The organism is Aestuariivirga litoralis (assembly GCF_003234965.1).
Lineage (GTDB): Bacteria > Pseudomonadota > Alphaproteobacteria > Rhizobiales > Aestuariivirgaceae > Aestuariivirga > Aestuariivirga litoralis.
In genome coordinates, this window is record NZ_QKVK01000004.1 from 282,690 (window position 1) to 300,131 (window position 17,442).

Genomic DNA, 17,442 nt, shown 5'->3' on the forward strand with positions numbered 1-17,442 from the left:
CGAGCATGGCGAAACTACGGCGTGCCGGGCGCCTTGTAGCGGTAGCGGAAGGTGCAGCAGGGCGCACCTTCCATGATGGTCTGCTTGCGCTCCAGCGTGATGTTGGGGTCGTAGCCCTCACAGAAGGTGCCGTCGCGGTTGCAGGACAGGAGGTGCCCGATCTTGCCCAGCCCCATCTCCTTATAGGCCTCGGCATAGCGGCAGCGGGTGATGTCGAAGTCGAAACTCGTGTCGTCCGCCTTCAGCACCTGCATTTCCAGCGCCCCGTCGGCCGTCCAGTGTTCGTAGAGCTTTATGAAGTCGGCCATGGAGGTCTGGCCCCCGGCCTTCCCGGCGAAATATCTGCCCTCCGCCACCGCCGCCTTGCGGATCGCGGCATCGAGGATGGCACTGGCCTTTTCCTCGCCCAGCTGCTCCACCATCTCGGCATAGATCGGCCCGATGACCTGCGCCTGAAGCTTGCGCTTGGTTAAAGTGGGAATTTCAGACATCAGGCGTAAACCTTGATAATCCCCAGGAAATCGGCAGCCTTGAGACTGGCGCCGCCGACCAGCGCACCATTCACATTGGGCTGGCTCATCAGCTCCTCGGCGTTGGACGGCTTGACCGAGCCACCATAGAGGATGCGCACCCCTGCCCCGTCCTGGCCCATCAGGCCGGAGAGTTCCTTGCGGATCAGGGCGTGGACCTCGGCCACTTCCGCCGTGGTGGGGGTGAGGCCGGTACCGATGGCCCAGACCGGCTCATAGGCGATCACCGTGTCGGACGCGGTCGAACCCTCGGGCAGCGAGCCCTTGAGCTGGCGGGTGACAACCTCGAGGGTCTTGCCGGATTTCCGCTCCTCCAGCGTCTCGCCGATGCAGATGATGGCCTTCAGGCCGGCCTTCTGCACCGCCCTGGCCTTCTTGTTGACGATCTCGTCGGTCTCGCCATGGTTGGTGCGGCGCTCGGAGTGGCCGACGATCACGGCGGTGCAGCCCGCCTCCTTCAGCATCTCGGCGGAAATGTCGCCGGTGTGGGCGCCCGACGCGGCCCAGTGGCAGTCCTGCCCGCCCACCTTGATCTTGGAGCCCTTGAGGACGGACTTCACCCGGCGCACCAGAATCGCCGGCGGGCAGACCATCACGTCGGCCTTCAGCTTCACGTCCTTGAGCATGGCGGCGAGGAGGCGCGGCTCCTTCAGCATGGCCACGCTGCCGTTCATCTTCCAGTTTCCGGCGACCAGCGGCCGCGGCCCTTCACTTGCCATGATTGGATGCTCTCACTCCCTTGCGAAACAGCCTCTTAGCAGACGCATCCCGCACTTGCGAGGGGGTGTTCGCCTACCTATAGTGCGCCGCGCCCGACCGGGCCTGCAATTTCAGAGGGACGTTCCGACATGATGGATTCCATGCGCAAAGCCGCCAAGAGTTGGGTGGCGAAGCTCCTCATCGGCATGCTTGCCGTGAGCTTCGGCGTATGGGGCATCGCCGACGTGTTCAAGTTCGGCACCTCGACCGACCTCGTCACCGTGGGCAGCCAGGACATCACCGCGGATGCCTACAGCCGCGCCTTCCAGAACCGGCTGCAGGAAATCGGCCGCCAGACGGGCCAGGGCGTCACGCCGGAGCAGGCCCGCACCTTCGGCATCGACAAGGCGGTGCTGGGCTGGATGATCCAGCGCGCCGCCCTCGACGACGAGGCCAGCAAGCTGAAGCTCGGCGTGTCCGACGCATACCTGGCCAAGTCCGTGATGGCCAATAACGCCTTCCATGATGCCTCCGGCAAGTTCAGCGCCGACCGCTTCAAGCAGGCCCTGGCCCAGAACGGCTACAGCGAATCGACCTTCTTCGCGGCGGAGCGCCAGCGCACCCTGCAAGAGGCCCTGACAGAGACGGCGGCCGGCGGCCTGTCGGTCAGCACCGGCCTGCTGGAAGCCCAGTACCGCTATGACAACGAGCAGCGCGACGCGCGCTACTTCATCGTCACCACGGCGGACAGCGAGGTGGCCGCCCCCACCGACGACGAGATCAAGAAGGAATACGAGGCCCACCCGGAGGCCTATACCGCGCCGGAGTACCGCTCGGTTGCCATCATGAAGGCGGAACCGGCCGACATCGCCGCCAAGATCACCCTCACCGACCAGGACCTGGCCGAGGGCTATGCCAAGTACAAGAGTGATTACTTCACGCCCGAAAAGCGCACCGTGCTGCAGATTTCCTTCCCGACCGTGGCCGATGCCGAGGCCGCCAAGGCCAAGCTCGCAGGCGGTGCGGACTTCCTGGCCATCGCCAGGGAGCGCGGCTTCACCGAGGCGGACGCCACTTTCGCCGACAAGACCAAGGAAGACTTCATCGACCCCGCCATCGCCGAGGCGGCCTTCTCGCTGCCCGAAGGTGCCGTGAGCGAACCCGTCAAGGGAACCCTGTCGACCGCTCTCCTCAAGGTCGTCAAGGTGACGCCGGAGCACCAGTCGACGCTGGACGAGGTGAAGCAGCAGCTCTCCGACCGGCTGAAGCTCGAGCAGGCGATGGAGCAGATCCAGTCCACCTATGATGCAGTTGAAGACGCCCGCGCCGCCCAGACCAGCTTCGAGGACATTGCCGCCAAGGCCGGCATTCCCTTCGTGCTGATCGCCGCCACCGACGCCCAGGGCAAGGACAAGGCCGGCAAGGACCTCGACATCCCCCACAAGCAGGACGTTCTCGAAGCCACCTTCTCCAGCGACGTGGGCGTGGAGAACGACGCCGTGTCGCTGGACAACGGCTATGTCTGGTACGAGGTGCGCGAGGTCGTGCCCGCGGCACTGAGGCCCTTCGACCAGGTGAAGGAACAGGCCCGCGCCGCCGTCATCGCCGAAAAGGTGAAGGCCCTGTCGGAGGACAAGGCGAAGAAGCTCGTCGAGCGTGCCCGCGCCGGCACCAGCCTCGATGACCTCGCCAAGGAAGCCAATGCCCAGGTGCAGACCGCGCAGGGCCTGAAGCGCACCGAACAGGGCGCCAGCTTCGGCCCCGCCGCGGTGCAGGCGCTCTTCGCCGTGCCGGACACCGGCTTCGCCTATGCGGTGGAGGCCGACGGCAAGGGCGCCCGCGTCATGCAGTCGGTGCCGGTGCTGCTGCCGCCCTTCGACGCCGCCTCGCCCGATGCCAAGAGCATCGCGCAGAAGCTCAAGCCCGAGGTGGCGGATGCCATGCTCACCGCCTATCTCACGGCACTCCAGAACGAAGTGGGCGTGCGCATCAACGAGGGCCTCTGGCAACAGGTTTCGGGACAACAGACGAACTGAGACCCGCCCCGTGACCTTTCTGCCGGAACAGCCCCATGATCATCTCCCCCGACTACGAAAGCTTCGCCAGCGCCTATGAGCGCGGCGAAGCGCAGATCGTTTCGACGAGGCTCGTCGCCGACCTCGAGACGCCCGTTTCGGCCAAGCTGAAGCTCGCCCGCAACGCGCGTTATTCCTTCCTGCTCGAATCGGTCGAGGGTGGTGCCGTGCGCGGCCGTTACTCGATCATCGGCCTCAACCCCGACCTGATCTGGAAGGTCGAGAACGGCAAGGCGCAGATCAACCGCAAGGCCTCGCTCGATCCCGACGGCTTCTTCGAGGACACCGGGCTTCACCCGCTCCAGTCGCTGCGCGCCCTCCTCGCCGAGAGCCGGATCAAGCTCGCCGAGGATGCGCCGCCCATGGCCGCCGGTGTCTTCGGCTACATGGGCTATGACATGGTGCGCTTCATGGAGGAACTGCCAGAGCCCAACCCGGATACGCTGGGCCTGCCCGATTCCATGATGATCCGTCCCACCGTGATGGCGATCTTCGACAGCGTGAGGGACGAGGTCACGGTCACCTCCCCCGTCTACCCAACACCCGGCGTCTCGGCCAAGGCAGCCTATGCGCGCGCCGGCGAACGCATTGGCGAAGTGGTGGACGCGCTTGACCGTCCGCTCGACCTGTCGCTGAAGGAGACGGACCTCTCGCCCATCGGCAGCCCGCGCTCCAACACCACGCCAGATGAATACAAGGCGATGGTGCTGAAGGCGAAGGAGTACATCGCGGCAGGCGACATCTTCCAGGTGGTGCTGTCCCAGCGCTTCGAGACCGAGTTCACGCTGCCGCCCTTCGCGCTCTACCGTTCGCTCCGGCGGGTGAACCCGTCGCCCTTCCTCTATTACCTCGACTTCGACCGCTTCTCGGTCATCGGCTCCAGCCCGGAGATCCTGGTGCGCGTGCGCGACGGCAAGGTGACGATCCGCCCCATCGCCGGCACCCGCCGCCGAGGTGCCACGCCTGCCGAGGATCGCGCGCTGGCCGCCGAGCTCCTGGCGGACCCCAAGGAACGGGCCGAGCACCTCATGCTGCTCGACCTCGGGAGGAACGACGTGGGCCGTGTCGCCGACATCGGCTCGATCAAGGTCACCGACCAGTTCATCCTCGAATACTATTCCCAGGTGATGCACATCGTCTCGAACGTCGAGGGCAGGCTCTCGAACAAGTTCGACGCCATCGATGCGCTGGTGGCGGGCTTCCCCGCCGGCACGGTCTCCGGCGCGCCCAAGGTGCGCGCCATGGAGATCATCGACGAGTTCGAGAAGAACAAGCGCGGCGTCTATGCGGGCTGTGTGGGTTACTTCTCGGCCGATGGCGAGATGGACACCTGCATCGTTCTGCGCACGGCCATCGTCAAGGACGGCAAGATGTATGTGCAGGCCGGTGCCGGCGTCGTCGCCGACAGCGTGCCGGAGTCCGAGCACCAGGAATGCGTGAACAAGGCCAAGGCGCTGTTCCGCGCCGCGGAGGAAGCCGTGCGCTTCGCCGGCCGGGCCGGGAGGGCGCAATGATCATCCTCATCGACAACTACGACAGCTTCACCTGGAACCTCTACCACTTCCTCGGCGATATCGGCGCCGAGACGGTCGTGCACCGCAACGACAAGATCAGCGTCGGCCAGGTGATCTCGGCTAGCCCTGAGGCCATCGTCATCTCGCCCGGCCCCGCAACGCCCAACGAGGCGGGCATCTGCCTCGAACTGATCGAGAAGGCCTCGGAGACCATTCCCGTCTTCGGCGTCTGCCTCGGCCTCCAGTCCATGGGCCAGAGTTTCGGCGGCAAGGTCGTCCGCGCGCCCGCCCAAATGCATGGCAAGACCAGCCAGATCCACCATACGGCCAAGGGCGTGTTCAAGGGCCTGCCGCAGGACTTCACCGCAACGCGCTACCACTCGCTCATCGTCGAGCGCGACAGCCTGCCGGACTGCCTCGAGGTGACGGCGGAGGCCGATGGCCTCATCATGGGCCTGCAGCACAAGACGCGGAACGTGCATGGCGTGCAGTTCCATCCGGAGTCGATTGCCTCCGAGCATGGCCACCTGATCCTCAAGAACTTCCTCGAACTGGCGAGGGCCCGCTGATGGCTGAACTGAAACCCCTGATCGCCAAGGTCGCGGCGGGCGCACCCCTCACCCGCGCGGAGGCCCGCGAGGCCTTCGACGTGATGATGTCGGGCGATGCGACGCCGTCCCAGATCGGCGGCTTCCTCATGGCGCTGCGCGTGCGCGGCGAGACGGTGGACGAGATCACCGGCGCGGTCGAGATCATGCGCGAGAAGATGCTCCCCGTCGAAGCACCCGCCGATGCCATCGACATCGTCGGCACGGGCGGCGATGCCTCGGGCTCCTACAACATCTCGACCTGCGCAGCCTTCGTCGCCGCCGGTGCGGGCCTGAAGGTCGCGAAGCATGGCAACCGCGCGCTTTCTTCGCGCTCAGGCGCCGCCGACGTGCTCATGGCGCTGGGCGTCAAGATCGACGTGCCGCCGGAGAATATCTCGGACTGCATCTCGGAGGCGGGCCTCGGCTTCATGTTCGCGCCCGCGCATCACTCCTCGATGAAGTTCGTCGGCCCCTCGCGCGTCGAACTGGGCACGCGGACGATCTTCAACCTGCTCGGCCCCCTCTCCAACCCGGCCCGCGCCAGGCGCCAGGTGACCGGCGTCTTCTCCAAGCAGTGGGTCGAACCCCTCGCCCAGGTGCTGCAGAACCTCGGCTGCGAGGCGTGCTGGATCTGCCACGGCGAAGGCGGCATGGACGAGATCGTGCCCACCGGCACCACGTGGATTTCCGAACTCAAGGACGGCAGGATCACCTCCTTCACCTTGACACCGGAGGAAGCGGGCCTGAGGCGCTCCTCCTTCGAGGACTTGAAGGGCGGCGACGCCGAACACAACGCCGATGCGCTGCGCCACGTGCTGGCCGGCAAGCCCTCCGCCTTCCGCGACGCCGCGGTGATGACGGCAGCCGCCGCCCTCGTGGTCGCCGGCAAGGAAACGGGCCTCAAGCAGGCCGTCGCCGCCGCGCAGAAGGCCATCGACTCAGGTGCTGCGGAAGCCGCCCTCACCAAGCTCATCAAGGTATCGAACGACTGATGGCCACCATTCTCGACAAGATCGCCGCCTACAAGCGGGAGGAAGTGGCGAAGGCCAAGGCCCTCACCACGCTCTCCGCGCTCGAGGCGAGTGCCAAGGCCGCGCCGCCGGTGCGCGGCTTCGCGAAAGCCCTCGATGCCAAGGCGGCTGCTGGCCAATGGGGCCTCATTGCCGAGATCAAGAAGGCCAGCCCCTCCAAGGGCCTCATCCGCGCCGACTTCGACCCACCGACACTGGCCAAGGCCTATGAGGCCGGTGGGGCGGCCTGCCTCTCCGTCCTCACCGACACGCCTTCCTTCCAGGGCGCGCCGGAATTCCTCACCTCCGCGCGCGCCGCCTGTTCGCTGCCTGCCTTGCGCAAGGACTTCATGCTCGACACCTGGCAGGTGGTGGAGGCCCGCGCCTGGGGCGGCGACTGCATCCTGCTCATCATGGCGATGATCGACAACGCGCTGGCGGCCGAACTTGAAAGTGCCGCCGAGCACTGGGGCCTCGACGTGCTGATCGAGGTCCACGACGAGGAAGAGCTCGACCGTGCGCTGAAGCTGCGCTCGCGCATGATCGGCATCAACAACCGCGACCTCCACACCTTCGAGACGACGCTCGCCACCACCGAGCGGCTTGCCCCGCGCATTCCGCGGGAGCGCATGGTGGTGGGCGAAAGCGGCCTCTTCACGCCCGCCGATCTCGCACGCCTCGCGAAGGTGAACGTCAATGCCTTCCTCATCGGCGAGAGCCTGATGCGACAGCAGGACGTCACCGCCGCAACCCGTGCCATACTGACCAAGCCATGAGCCGCCTCACCCATCTCGACGCCGAAGGCAACGCCCACATGGTGGACGTGTCCGGGAAGGACGTCACCAGCCGCAGCGCCACCGCGAAGGCGCTCGTCGAAATGCTGCCCGCCACGCTGGCCCTGATCCTCGAGGGCAAGGCCAAGAAGGGCGACGTCATCGCCACCGCCCGCATCGCGGGCATCATGGCCGCCAAGAAGACGCATGAGCTGATCCCGCTCTGCCATCCGCTCATGATCTCCAAGGTCACTGTCGATTTCGCACCGGATACCGCTGCCTCCACCATCGAAGTGACGGCGACGGTGAAGGTCGAGGGCAAGACGGGCGTCGAGATGGAGTCGCTCACCGCCTGCTCCGTCGCTTGTCTCACGCTTTACGACATGTGCAAGGCGGTGGACCGCGGCATGAAGATCACCAATCTCCGCCTGGTCGAGAAGGCCGGCGGCAAATCCGGACATTTCACCGCGGAGTAAGGCCATGGCGCTCATCCCCGTCGAAGAGGCGCGCGCGCGCATCCTGAAGGGCGTGAATCCGCTCCCCGCCGAGGACGTGACGCTCGAACAGACGCTCGGCCGCGTTCTCGCAAAGCCGCTGAAGGCCGTGCGCAACCAGCCGCCCTTCAATGCCTCCGCCATGGATGGTTATGCGGTGATCGCGGCGGACGTCGCGAACACCCCCGCCACGTTGAAGCTCATCGGCCTCTCTGCAGCGGGCCACGCCTTCAAGGGCGCAGTGAAGCCCGGCCAGTGCGTGCGCATCTTCACCGGCGCCCCCGTGCCGAAGGGGGCGGATGCGGTTGTGATCCAGGAGAACACGGAAGCGAGCGGCAAGGCCGTCACGGTCCTGCAGCCTGTGAAGCCGGAACAGAACATCCGCTTCGCCGGCCTCGACTTCCGGAAGGGCGACGCCCTTCTCCCCGCCGGGCTGACGCTCGGCGCCCGCGACATCGGCCTTGCCGCCGCGGCCAACGCGCCGACGCTCGCCGTGCGCCGCCGCCCCGTCGTCGCCCTCATCGCCACGGGTGACGAACTCGTGCTGCCCGGCGGCAAGCCGCGTGCCGACCAGATCGTCTCCTCCAACAGCCATGCACTCGCGGCCATGGCCCAACATCTCGGTGCGCGGGTGATGAACCTCGGCATCGTGCCGGACAATCTCAAGGCCACCGAGCGCGCCATCGCCAGGGCGGCGACAACCGATATCCTCGTCACCACCGGCGGCGCCTCGGTCGGTGACCATGACTACGTGCAGGAGGCGCTGAAGAATTCCGGTGTCGCCATCGATTTCTGGAAGATCGCCATGCGCCCCGGCAAGCCCTTCATGTATGGCCGCCGCAGGGGCCAGCATGTGTTGGGGCTTCCCGGCAACCCGGTCTCCTCCCTCGTCTGCGCCCGGCTCTTCCTGAAGCCGCTGATCGATGCGCTGCTGGGCCTGCCCGCCGGCGATGACCTGGTCGAGGCACGGCTCGGAGCGTCAATGAAGGAGAACGACAGCCGGCAGGACTATGTGCGCGCGCGGCTGGTCGAGACGTCCGACGGCTACCGCACCGCAACACCCTTCGCAGTGCAGGATTCCTCGATGCAACGCACATTTCGCGAGGCCGAGGCCCTCATCGTCAGGCCTCCCCGCGCCCCGGTGGCAAGCGCGGGTGACGTCGTGAAAATCTTACGTCTGGACTTCTGAACAGTTACGGAAAGTAAACACTTGCAGAACTAAAAGGGTACGGATATCTTTGTTTTGGATTTGTTCCGATTCTGGACAAAGAACAAAAAGATCGAGAGACCCGGACCATGCTGACGCGGAAGCAACTCGAACTCCTGCTGTTCATCAATGAGCGGTTGAAGGAGGAAGGTGTTCCCCCCTCCTTCGAGGAGATGAAGGAAGCCCTGAACCTGCAATCCAAGTCCGGCGTCCACCGCCTCATCGTCGCGCTGGAAGAGCGCGGCTTCCTGCGCCGCATGCCCAACCGGGCCCGTGCGCTGGAGGTGCTGAAGCTGCCTGACGCCCACTCCCCCAGCCTCACCCCCAAGAAGGCCCCCGGGTTCACGCCCAATGTCATCCAGGGCAATCTCGGCCGGGTGAAGCCCGTCACCACCACCAATGACGGTGCGCCGCGGGCCGCCGTGGTTCCGCTGATGGGCCGCATTGCGGCGGGCGTTCCGATCTCCGCGATCCAGGATCACACGGCCAACATCGCCGTGCCGCCCGAAATGCTCACCGGCGGCGAGCACTTCGCGCTCGAGGTCAAGGGCGACTCGATGATCGAGGCCGGCATCTTCGACGGCGACACGGTCATCATCCGCAAGGGCGACACCGCGCACAACGGCGATATCATCGTGGCCCTTGTCGATGACGAGGAGGCAACCCTCAAGCGCCTGCGCCGCAAGGGTGACTCGGTGGCGCTCGAAGCCGCCAACCCGTCCTATGAAACCCGCATATTCGGGCCGGACCGGGTGCGCGTGCAGGGCCGGCTGATCGGCCTCCTGCGCAAGTACTGAGGGCTGCCTGCCGCCCCTTGGAAGCGGCGGGCTCTTCGCCTAACCTCGGGCCACAACAGGCTTTCGAGGAGTGCTGCCCCATGAAGATCTACGGCGACCTGATTTCTCCCTTCGTCCGCATGACCATCGTCGCCGCCCATGAGGTGGGCTTGGGCGAGAGAGTGCAGCACATCGTCGAGCCGGTGAAGCCAACCGAAGTCAATGCCAAGCTCGCCAGCCTCTCGCCCATCGGCAAGATCCCGGTGCTGGAAACCGACCACGGCCACGGCATCTATGACTCGCGCGTCATCATCGAATATCTGGCCCACAGCGCGGGCAACACCAACCTGATCCCGCATGAGCCGGCCAAGCGCTTCCGCGTGCTCACCCTCCAGGCCCTGAGCCAGGGCCTGGCAGACTCCGCCGTCGCCTATCGCTATGAAACCGCCGCGCGCCCCAAGGGCCTGCAGTGGGAGGACTGGATGGCCCGCACCGAGACGCGCCTCCATGCCTCCTTCGACGAGCTCGAGGCGAACTGGATGGACCTGCTGCAGGACGTCAACGCCGGGTCCATCGCGGCGGCCGTCACGCTGGCCTATATCGACTTCCGCCTGCCCGACCTGCACTGGCGCAATGGCCACCCCAAGCTCGGCCACTGGCACGAGCATTTCTCGGGCCGCGACAGCATGAAGAAAACCTCGATCGCCGGCCGCTGACTGCGGCACCAGCGCCCTTGCGCTTGCATCTGCGGACGCCCATTTTCGCGCCATGAGCGATTTTGATGTCATCGTGACCGGGGCCGGCCCCGCCGGCCTCTCCGCTGCCTGCCTGCTGGCCCTCGACGGGCGCCGCGTGGCGCTGGTCGCCCGGGAGCAAGGCGATGCGAGCGACCCGCGCACCGTGGCGCTGATGCAGCCCTCGATCCGCCTCCTGATGCACCTGGGGCTGTGGCCTGGCGAGCTGAAGGACGCCACCCAGCCGCTGCGCAAGCTGCGCCTCGTCGATGACACGGGCTCCCTGTTCAAGGCGCCGACCATCACCTTCGACCCGGCCGAACTCGGCGATGAGGCCTTCGGCTGGAACTTCCCGCTGGGCATCCTGATCCCGGCGCTGTTCGCGCGCGCGGGCGAGCTGGGCGTCACCTTCACCGGGGCCGACGCAGCCTCCGTCCACACCGCCTCCGACAGCGTCTCCGTCACGACGGCCGGCGGCCGGCGCCTCACCGCGCGCGTGGCGATCGCCGCCGACGGCCGCAATTCATTGCTGCGCGAGGCGGCCGGCATCCGCACCAACCGCTGGAGCTATGACCAGACCGCACTGGCCACGAGCTTCGATCATTCGGGCCCGCATGACGGCATTTCGACCGAGCATCACAAGACCGCGGGCCCCTTCACCACTGTGCCGATGCCGGGGAACCGCTCGGCCCTGGTCTGGATGGAGCGCCCGGCGCGTGCGGCCGAGCTGATGGCGCTCACCGACCGTGAACTCGCTGCCGAGATCCAGATCGGCACCCACGGCGCGCTGGGCCTCGTCTCCCACGTCGGCCCGCGCCGCCTCTTTCCCATGCAGGGGCTGGTGGCACGTGACTTCGCGAAGAACCGCATCATCCTCATCGGCGAGGCGGCGCACGTGGTGCCGCCCATCGGCGCTCAGGGCCTCAACATGTCACTGCGCGATGCCGCCCAGGCCGCCGACCTGATGGAAGGCGAGGACGATCCCGGCGCCCCGTCCATCATGGCGGATTACGATGCGCGCCGCCGGCGTGACGTGCAGCCGCGCCAGCAGGTGATCGACCTGATGAACCGCTCGCTGCTCTCAGGCTTCATGGCGCTGGAAACAGGCCGCGCCGCGGGGCTCACGCTGCTCTCGCAGTTCGGCCCCCTCCGCCGGGCCGTGATGCAATATGGGCTGGCGCCCTCCGCCAACCTGCCGCGCGTCATGCGCCCGCCTCAGGGCAGCGCGCCGGAATTGATCGCGTAGATCAGGACCGGGATGATCACCGCCGAGAGGGCGGTGGTCACGATCACCGCCGTCGAGGCACCTTCCACATAGCTGCGGTATTGGCTCGCAAGGATGAAGGCATTGGAGGCCGTCGGCAGGGCCGCCATCATCACCGCCACGTGCAGCCACAGCGCGGGCGTTCCCGGCACGAGCCCGACGACGATGAAGGCCAGCACCGGCTGCACGACCACCTTCATGCCCGCGACCAGCACCAGGGCGGGCCCCACGCCCGCGAAGCGCCGCAGGCCGACGGTGACGCCGAGCGCGAAGAGCGCTGTCGGACCCGCCGCCTTCATCAGCATGTCGAGCATGGTGCCGAGCGCGCCCGGCGCCTTGAACTGCAGCGCCGATCCGATGATGCCCACCACCGTCGCGATGATGAAGGGGTGCGTTGCCACCTGCTTGGCGATCCGCCAGGCGACCGCTCCCCAATGCGCCTCCTCCTCGCGCTCGTTGGCCAGCGTCACGAGGAAGGCCGTCAGCACGAACTGCAGCGCGCAGTCGAAACAGAACACCAGTGCGGCGGGAACGGCGGCTTCGGGCCCGAAGAAGGCCACCGCCAGCGGCAGGCCCATGTAACCGACATTGCCATAGCTCCCCGAGGTGCCCTGCAGCACGGCGGTGCGGAACTCGGTGCCAAAGAGCAGCCGCGACAGCGTCATCACGCTCACGAAGGCGGCGAGTGTCACCGCCGTGGTCGCCGTCACGAAGGGCCAGTTCACCAGTTGCTCGAAGGGTGCGGCCGAGACGACGAGGAAGATCAGCGCAGGAAGCGCGAAATAGACGAGGAAGATGTTGAGCCAGGCCAGCCCCTGCTCGCCCACGTCCCACCGCCTTGCGGCGAAAACACCGAGCAGGATCAACCCGAAGAACGGCATCGCCAGATTGAGGATGTCGGACATTTGGAAGCAGCGAACCCCGGAAACCCGCTCAACCTCTTGCCTTCGGGCGCCATCCTTGGCAAGCAATGGTTATGGGCAACGCTTCGACCGCTAAATTTGGCATAGGGCAGGTTGTGCGCCACCGGCTGTTTTCGTTCCGTGGCGTCATCTTCGACGTCGACCCGGTGTTCAACAACACGGAAGAGTGGTGGAATTCCATCCCCGAGGAAATCCGCCCCCGCAAGGACCAGCCCTTCTATCACCTCCTCGCCGAGAACGACGAAACGGAATACGTCGCCTATGTCTCGGAGCAGAACCTGCTCGTCGACGACACTGGCGAACCGGTACGCCACCCCCAGGTGCGCGAGTATTTCGAAGGCTACGACAGCCGCCGCAAGAGCTACCGCCCGCGGGACATGCAGCACCACTGACGTCGGCCCGGCGCCGAACGCCCGGTCGTTCTCCCGTTCCCTCGCGAAGGGCGGCGCACGCCCGTCGCAATCGCGTGCTTTCCTTCACCGGCCGGCTATCTTATTCAGGTCCGATAGGGATTCTCGACGGAGGGCGACATGGCAATCTCGGCACGCGGCGCAGGACTTGCGGTTGCACTCCTCTTTTCCGGGCTTCTCGCGGGCTGCGACGAAGCTCCCCAGCAGCAGGCGGCAACTCCGGCAACCAACCCCGCCGTCACCGTGGTCAAGGTCGAGGCGCGCGACCTTCGCCCCTCGGTCAGCTTCTCGGCCCGCGTCGAGGCGCTGAACAAGGTCGACCTGCTTGCCCGCATCCAGGGCTATCTCGACAGGCAGGAATTCACCGAGGGTGCTTCCGTCAAGAAGGGTGACCTGCTCTACGTGATCGAGCAGGCGCCCTACAAGGCCCGCGTCGATGCTGCCGAGGCGGCCGTGGCCGTTGCCGCGGCCCGGCTCGACCGCACCGAGATCGAGCTGAAGCGCCAGACCACGCTGGTCAGCAAGGAGGCCGCCGCCCAGACCAAGCTGGACGATGCCCGCACCGCGCGCAACGAGGCGAAGGGCCAGTATGACAAGCTGATGGCCGAACTCGAGCAGGCCAAGCTGCAGCTGTCCTACACCGAGATCCACGCGCCCATCGACGGCCGCATCGGCAAGTCGCTGCTCTCGGTCGGCAGCTTCGTCAGCCCGCAGAGCGGTACGCTCGCCACCATCGTCCAGCAGGACCCGATCGGCGTCACCTTCCCGGTGAGCCAGCGCGACCTCCTCGCCGTGCGCGAGAAGATGGGTGACACGGCGAAGCTCAACGACCAGACGGTCTATGTCGAGATCGGCAAGGGCAAGCGCTACGAGTTCCCCGGCAAGGTCGATTTCCTCGACGTTGCAGTCAACACCGGCACCGACGCCGTCAACGTTCGCGCCACCTTCCCCAACCCGACGGGCCTGCTGGTCGATGGGCAGCTCGTCACGGCCATCGTCGAAGCCGCCTCGGCGGAGCCCACGCTCGTTGTCCCGGTCAACGCCATCCAGATCGACCAGTCCGGCCCCTTCGTGCTGGTGGTCAACTCGGAGAAGAAGATCGAGGTGCGCCGCGTCGAGCTGCTGCGCCAGGACAACAGCTTCGTCGCCATCGCAAAGGGCCTCTCGGCGGGTGACCTCGTGGTCATCGAGGGCGTGCAGAAGGTCAGGCCCGGCCAGGTGGTGGATGCCACCGAAGTCAAGCCGGAGGCCTGAGGCGCATGTTCTCATCGATCTTCATCGACCGCCCGCGCCTCGCGGTCGTCATCTCGCTCGTCATCACCATCGCCGGCTTCGTGGCGATGAAGCAGATTCCCATCGCACAGTTCCCCGACATCGTGCCGCCGCAGGTGCAGGTGACGGCGAGCTATGCCGGCGCTTCCGCCGAGGTGGTGGAAAGCACCGTGGGACAGCCCATCGAGTCGCGCGTCGTCGGCGTCGACAACATGCTCTACATGAAGTCGACGAGCGGCAATGACGGCAGCTATACCCTCACCATCACCTTCGCGGTGGGCACCGACCCAGACCTCAACACGGTCAACGTCCAGAACCGCGTCAAGCTCGCCGAGGCACAACTCCCGCAGGAAGTGCGCGCCCAGGGCGTGAGCGTGATGAAGAAGTCCTCCGCCATCCTGCAGATGGTGGCCTTCACCTCGGCGGACCCGAAGCAGGACCAACTGTTCCTGTCGAATTACGTCACCATCAACCTGCTCGACAAGCTGAAGCGGGTGCGCGGCGTGGGTGACGTGAGCCTGCTCACCCCAACCGACTATTCGATGCGTATCTGGATCGACCCGCAGCGCCTCATCGACTACGAGATGGTGCCGACCGACATCATCAATGCCCTGAAGAAGCAGAACGTGCAGGCGGCTATCGGCCGCATCGGCTCCTCGCCTTCCTTGCCCGATCAGGCCTTCCAGCTCTCGATCCAGGCGCAGGGCCGCCTCACCTCGCCGGAGGAGTTCGGCAACGTCGTGATCCGCGCCACCGAGGGCGGCTCCTTCGTCAGGCTGAAGGACGTGGCACGCGTCGAGCTGGGTGCCCGACTGATGGAAACCATGGGCCGCCAGGACGGCAACCCGGCCGCCGTGATCGGCATCTACCAGGCCCCCGGCGGCAATGCGATCGCCAGTGCCGAAGCCGTGAAGCACATCCTCGAGGAGGCCGATGCCAATTTCCCCGAGGGCATGAGCTACAAGATCACCTATGACACCACGCAATTCGTGGAGGAGAGCATCCATGAAGTGGTGAAGACCCTGCTCGAGGCCTTCGTGCTGGTCGTCATCGTGGTGTTCCTGTTCCTGGGGAGCGTGCGCGCCACCATCATCCCGCTCATCGCCGTGCCCGTCTCGCTCATCGGCACCTTCGCCGTCATGATGGCGCTGGGCTTCTCCGCCAACACCGTCTCGCTTCTCGCCCTCGTGCTCGCCATCGGCATCGTGGTGGATGACGCCATCGTGGTTGTCGAGGCCGTCGAGGCCAAGATGGAGGAGGACCCGAGCCTCTCGCCCAAGGAAGCCGCGCGCCTGGCCATGGGCGAGATCACCGCGCCCATCATCGCCATCACGCTGGTGCTGATGTCGGTCTTCGTGCCGGTGGCCTTCATCCCCGGCATCTCGGGCCAGCTGTTCAAGCAGTTCGCCGTGGTCGTCACCGTGTCGATGATGATCTCTGCCCTGAACGCCCTCACCCTTTCTCCCGCCCTCTGCGGCGTGTTGCTGAAGCACAGCCACGGCCCCAAGCGCACCCCCATGCGCCAGATCCTCGGCGGCATCAACATGGCACGCGATGGCTACACAGCGGTGGTGAAGCGGCTGGTGCGCCTGTCGATCATCGGCGTTATCGCGCTCGCCGTCATCTTCCCCGTCACCGGCTGGCTGTTCAAGCACACGCCCTCGGGCTTCCTGCCAGCGGAAGACCAGGGCGCCATCTTCGGCGAGGTGGTGCTGCCGGAGGGCTCCTCCGTCAACGTCACCGAGGCGGTGGCAAAGCAGGTCTCGGACATGGCAGGCCAGCAGCCGGGTGTGGCCAGCGTCATGACCGTCGTGGGCTATTCCATGCTCGACGGTCAGGTGAAGTCGAACTCGGCGCTCCTCGTGCTGACGCTCGATCCCTTCGCCCAGCGCACCGAGCCTGCGCTCAACGTCAATGCCATCATCGGCAAGCTTCTCGCCAAGGGACAGGCCATCAAGCAGGCCAATGTCATCTTCTACAACCTGCCGCCCATCATCGGGCTCGGCACCGGTTCGGGCTTCGAGTTCCAGCTTCAGGATTTCTCCGGCGCACCGCCGCGTGAACTCGCCGCCGTGGCCCGCGGCCTGGTCTTCGCGGCGAACCAGAACCCGCAGCTTGGCCGCGTCTTCACCACCTTCGCCGCCAATACGCCGCAGCTCTTCCTCGACATCGACCGCGACAAGGTGCAGACGCTGGGCGTCGACCTCTCGGACGTCTTCGCGACGCTGCAGGCGGTGCTGGGCGGGTCCTATGTCAATGACTTCAACCTGTTCGGCCGCACCTGGCAGGTGACCGTGCAGGGCGAGGCAGCGGACCGCGCCAAGATCGACGACATCTACCGGATATCTGTCCGGAACAAGAAGGGCGAGATGGTCTCGATCCGCTCCTTCGCCGAGGCGCGGCTGATCCTGGCGCCGCAGTCGATCACCCGCTTCAACAACGTGCGCAGCGCCACCATCAACGGCAGTCCCGGGCCGGGCTTCAGCTCAGGCCAGGCCATCGCCGCCATGGAGCAGGTGGCGGCCACCTCGCTCCCCAAGGGCTTCGGCTATGAATGGACCGGCACGGCGCTGCAGGAGAAGGAGGCGAGCGGCAAGACGACCATGATCCTCGGCCTCGCCGTGCTCTTCGCCTATCTCTTCCTCGTCGGCCTCTATGAGAGCTGGACCATCCCCATCGCGGTGCTGCTCTCGGTCTCGGCGGGCGTGCTGGGTTCGCTGCTGGCGCTCAAGGTCTCGGGCCTCTCCAACAACCTCTATGCCCAGATCGGCCTTGTGGTGCTGATCGCACTTGCGGCCAAGAACGGCATTCTCATCGTCGAGTTCGCCATGGAGGCGCGGCGCAAGGGCCATTCGATCCTCGATGCCGCCACGACCGGCGCCAAGGAACGCTTCCGCGCCGTGATGATGACGAGCTTCGCCTTCATCGCCGGCCTGATCCCGCTGGTCTTCGCCGAGGGCGCCGGCATGCTCAGCCGCCGGGGCGTGGGCACCACGGTGTTCGGCGGCATGATCGGCGCCTCGGTACTCGGCATCTTCCTGATCCCGCTGCTCTATGTCACCTTCCAGTGGGCGCGCGAGAAGGTGCATGGCATCGGCAGCGACAAGAAGACGGAGGCAGCGCCGCACTAGGTTCACGGAAAGGGTGCTGGCCACAACCGCAATCATCGGT

The 17,442-nt window shown here is 66.2% G+C and carries 16 protein-coding genes; 13 read left to right on the forward strand and 3 right to left on the reverse strand.

Translation table 11 applies throughout. The features are described 5' to 3' along the window. Positions 1–14 precede the first annotated feature (14 nt). Together DK847_RS11165 and tpiA are read right to left on the reverse strand one after the other, a co-directional pair. Positions 15–491 (reverse strand): L-2-amino-thiazoline-4-carboxylic acid hydrolase, encoded by a 477-nt coding sequence (locus tag DK847_RS11165; protein ID WP_111198575.1) that lies wholly within the window; start codon positions 489–491, stop codon positions 15–17. Next, entirely contained in the window at positions 491–1,249 is a 759-nt protein-coding gene (gene tpiA / locus DK847_RS11170) for a triose-phosphate isomerase (RefSeq protein ID WP_111198576.1), read from the reverse strand. Before tpiA ends, DK847_RS11165 begins: the two co-directional genes overlap by 1 nt. A 141-nt stretch (positions 1,250–1,390) precedes the next feature. Here tpiA and DK847_RS11175 point away from each other — a divergent pair, with 141 nt between their 5' ends. From DK847_RS11175 to DK847_RS11220, 10 genes are all read left to right on the forward strand, one after another. Continuing rightward, positions 1,391–3,265, forward strand: a complete 1,875-nt coding sequence (locus DK847_RS11175) for a peptidylprolyl isomerase (RefSeq protein WP_161957241.1) — start codon at positions 1,391–1,393, stop codon at positions 3,263–3,265. Between the two features lie 35 nt (positions 3,266–3,300). Next, positions 3,301–4,818, forward strand: a complete 1,518-nt coding sequence (gene trpE, locus DK847_RS11180) for an anthranilate synthase component I (RefSeq protein ID WP_111198578.1) — start codon at positions 3,301–3,303, stop codon at positions 4,816–4,818. Beyond that, positions 4,815–5,387 (forward strand): anthranilate synthase component II, encoded by a 573-nt coding sequence (locus tag DK847_RS11185; protein ID WP_111198579.1) that lies wholly within the window; start codon positions 4,815–4,817, stop codon positions 5,385–5,387. Before trpE ends, DK847_RS11185 begins: the two co-directional genes overlap by 4 nt. Continuing rightward, positions 5,387–6,400 (forward strand): anthranilate phosphoribosyltransferase, encoded by a 1,014-nt coding sequence (gene trpD / locus DK847_RS11190; protein ID WP_111198580.1) that lies wholly within the window; start codon positions 5,387–5,389, stop codon positions 6,398–6,400. Before DK847_RS11185 ends, trpD begins: the two co-directional genes overlap by 1 nt. Then, on the forward strand, positions 6,400–7,194 hold the full coding sequence (gene trpC / locus DK847_RS11195; protein ID WP_111198581.1) for an indole-3-glycerol phosphate synthase TrpC: 795 nt from the start codon (positions 6,400–6,402) through the stop codon (positions 7,192–7,194). The genes trpD and trpC overlap by 1 nt, the downstream gene beginning before the upstream one ends. Beyond that, the gene (gene moaC, locus DK847_RS11200; protein ID WP_111198582.1) at positions 7,191–7,667 is read left to right on the forward strand and encodes a cyclic pyranopterin monophosphate synthase MoaC; all 477 of its coding nucleotides are present in this window, start codon (positions 7,191–7,193) and stop codon (positions 7,665–7,667) included. The genes trpC and moaC overlap by 4 nt, the downstream gene beginning before the upstream one ends. Positions 7,668–7,671: 4 nt before the next feature. After that, positions 7,672–8,874, forward strand: coding sequence for a molybdopterin molybdotransferase MoeA (locus DK847_RS11205; protein ID WP_111198583.1), 1,203 nt, complete (start codon positions 7,672–7,674; stop codon positions 8,872–8,874). Between the two features lie 107 nt (positions 8,875–8,981). After that, positions 8,982–9,689: a transcriptional repressor LexA gene (lexA, locus tag DK847_RS11210; RefSeq protein WP_111198584.1), complete on the forward strand. Its 708-nt coding sequence runs from the start codon at positions 8,982–8,984 to the stop codon at positions 9,687–9,689. An 80-nt stretch (positions 9,690–9,769) separates the two neighbouring features. Further along, on the forward strand, positions 9,770–10,384 hold the full coding sequence (locus tag DK847_RS11215) for a glutathione S-transferase family protein (RefSeq protein ID WP_111198585.1): 615 nt from the start codon (positions 9,770–9,772) through the stop codon (positions 10,382–10,384). 52 nt (positions 10,385–10,436) lie between these two features. Next, positions 10,437–11,648, forward strand: coding sequence for an FAD-dependent monooxygenase (locus DK847_RS11220; RefSeq protein WP_111198586.1), 1,212 nt, complete (start codon positions 10,437–10,439; stop codon positions 11,646–11,648). Here the strand turns inward: DK847_RS11220 and DK847_RS11225 are convergent. Next, positions 11,618–12,571, reverse strand: a complete 954-nt coding sequence (locus DK847_RS11225; RefSeq protein ID WP_111198587.1) for an AEC family transporter — start codon at positions 12,569–12,571, stop codon at positions 11,618–11,620. The genes DK847_RS11220 and DK847_RS11225 overlap by 31 nt on opposite strands. Positions 12,572–12,642: 71 nt before the next feature. On the opposite strand from DK847_RS11225, the gene hspQ reads away from it, so the two are divergent. The 3 genes from hspQ to DK847_RS11240 all read left to right on the forward strand — a co-directional run bounded on the left by hspQ (position 12,643) and on the right by DK847_RS11240 (position 17,402). After that, complete coding sequence (gene hspQ / locus DK847_RS11230; RefSeq protein WP_111198588.1) at positions 12,643–12,981, forward strand: heat shock protein HspQ; 339 nt, start codon at positions 12,643–12,645, stop codon at positions 12,979–12,981. Between the two features lie 138 nt (positions 12,982–13,119). Continuing rightward, entirely contained in the window at positions 13,120–14,253 is a 1,134-nt protein-coding gene (locus DK847_RS11235; RefSeq protein ID WP_111198589.1) for an efflux RND transporter periplasmic adaptor subunit, read from the forward strand. Positions 14,254–14,258: 5 nt separating this feature from the next. Then, positions 14,259–17,402 (forward strand): efflux RND transporter permease subunit, encoded by a 3,144-nt coding sequence (locus DK847_RS11240; protein ID WP_111198590.1) that lies wholly within the window; start codon positions 14,259–14,261, stop codon positions 17,400–17,402. Positions 17,403–17,442 lie beyond the last annotated feature (40 nt).

Coding starts and splice junctions, on each gene's coding strand:
- DK847_RS11165 (WP_111198575.1), bottom strand. CDS start 491: ATGTCTGAAATTCCCACTTTAACCAAGCGCAAGCTTCAGGCGCAGGTC.
- tpiA (WP_111198576.1), bottom strand. CDS start 1,249: ATGGCAAGTGAAGGGCCGCGGCCGCTGGTCGCCGGAAACTGGAAGATG.
- DK847_RS11175 (WP_161957241.1), top strand. CDS start 1,391: ATGCGCAAAGCCGCCAAGAGTTGGGTGGCGAAGCTCCTCATCGGCATG.
- trpE (WP_111198578.1), top strand. CDS start 3,301: ATGATCATCTCCCCCGACTACGAAAGCTTCGCCAGCGCCTATGAGCGC.
- DK847_RS11185 (WP_111198579.1), top strand. CDS start 4,815: ATGATCATCCTCATCGACAACTACGACAGCTTCACCTGGAACCTCTAC.
- trpD (WP_111198580.1), top strand. CDS start 5,387: ATGGCTGAACTGAAACCCCTGATCGCCAAGGTCGCGGCGGGCGCACCC.
- trpC (WP_111198581.1), top strand. CDS start 6,400: ATGGCCACCATTCTCGACAAGATCGCCGCCTACAAGCGGGAGGAAGTG.
- moaC (WP_111198582.1), top strand. CDS start 7,191: ATGAGCCGCCTCACCCATCTCGACGCCGAAGGCAACGCCCACATGGTG.
- DK847_RS11205 (WP_111198583.1), top strand. CDS start 7,672: ATGGCGCTCATCCCCGTCGAAGAGGCGCGCGCGCGCATCCTGAAGGGC.
- lexA (WP_111198584.1), top strand. CDS start 8,982: ATGCTGACGCGGAAGCAACTCGAACTCCTGCTGTTCATCAATGAGCGG.
- DK847_RS11215 (WP_111198585.1), top strand. CDS start 9,770: ATGAAGATCTACGGCGACCTGATTTCTCCCTTCGTCCGCATGACCATC.
- DK847_RS11220 (WP_111198586.1), top strand. CDS start 10,437: ATGAGCGATTTTGATGTCATCGTGACCGGGGCCGGCCCCGCCGGCCTC.
- DK847_RS11225 (WP_111198587.1), bottom strand. CDS start 12,571: ATGTCCGACATCCTCAATCTGGCGATGCCGTTCTTCGGGTTGATCCTG.
- hspQ (WP_111198588.1), top strand. CDS start 12,643: ATGGGCAACGCTTCGACCGCTAAATTTGGCATAGGGCAGGTTGTGCGC.
- DK847_RS11235 (WP_111198589.1), top strand. CDS start 13,120: ATGGCAATCTCGGCACGCGGCGCAGGACTTGCGGTTGCACTCCTCTTT.
- DK847_RS11240 (WP_111198590.1), top strand. CDS start 14,259: ATGTTCTCATCGATCTTCATCGACCGCCCGCGCCTCGCGGTCGTCATC.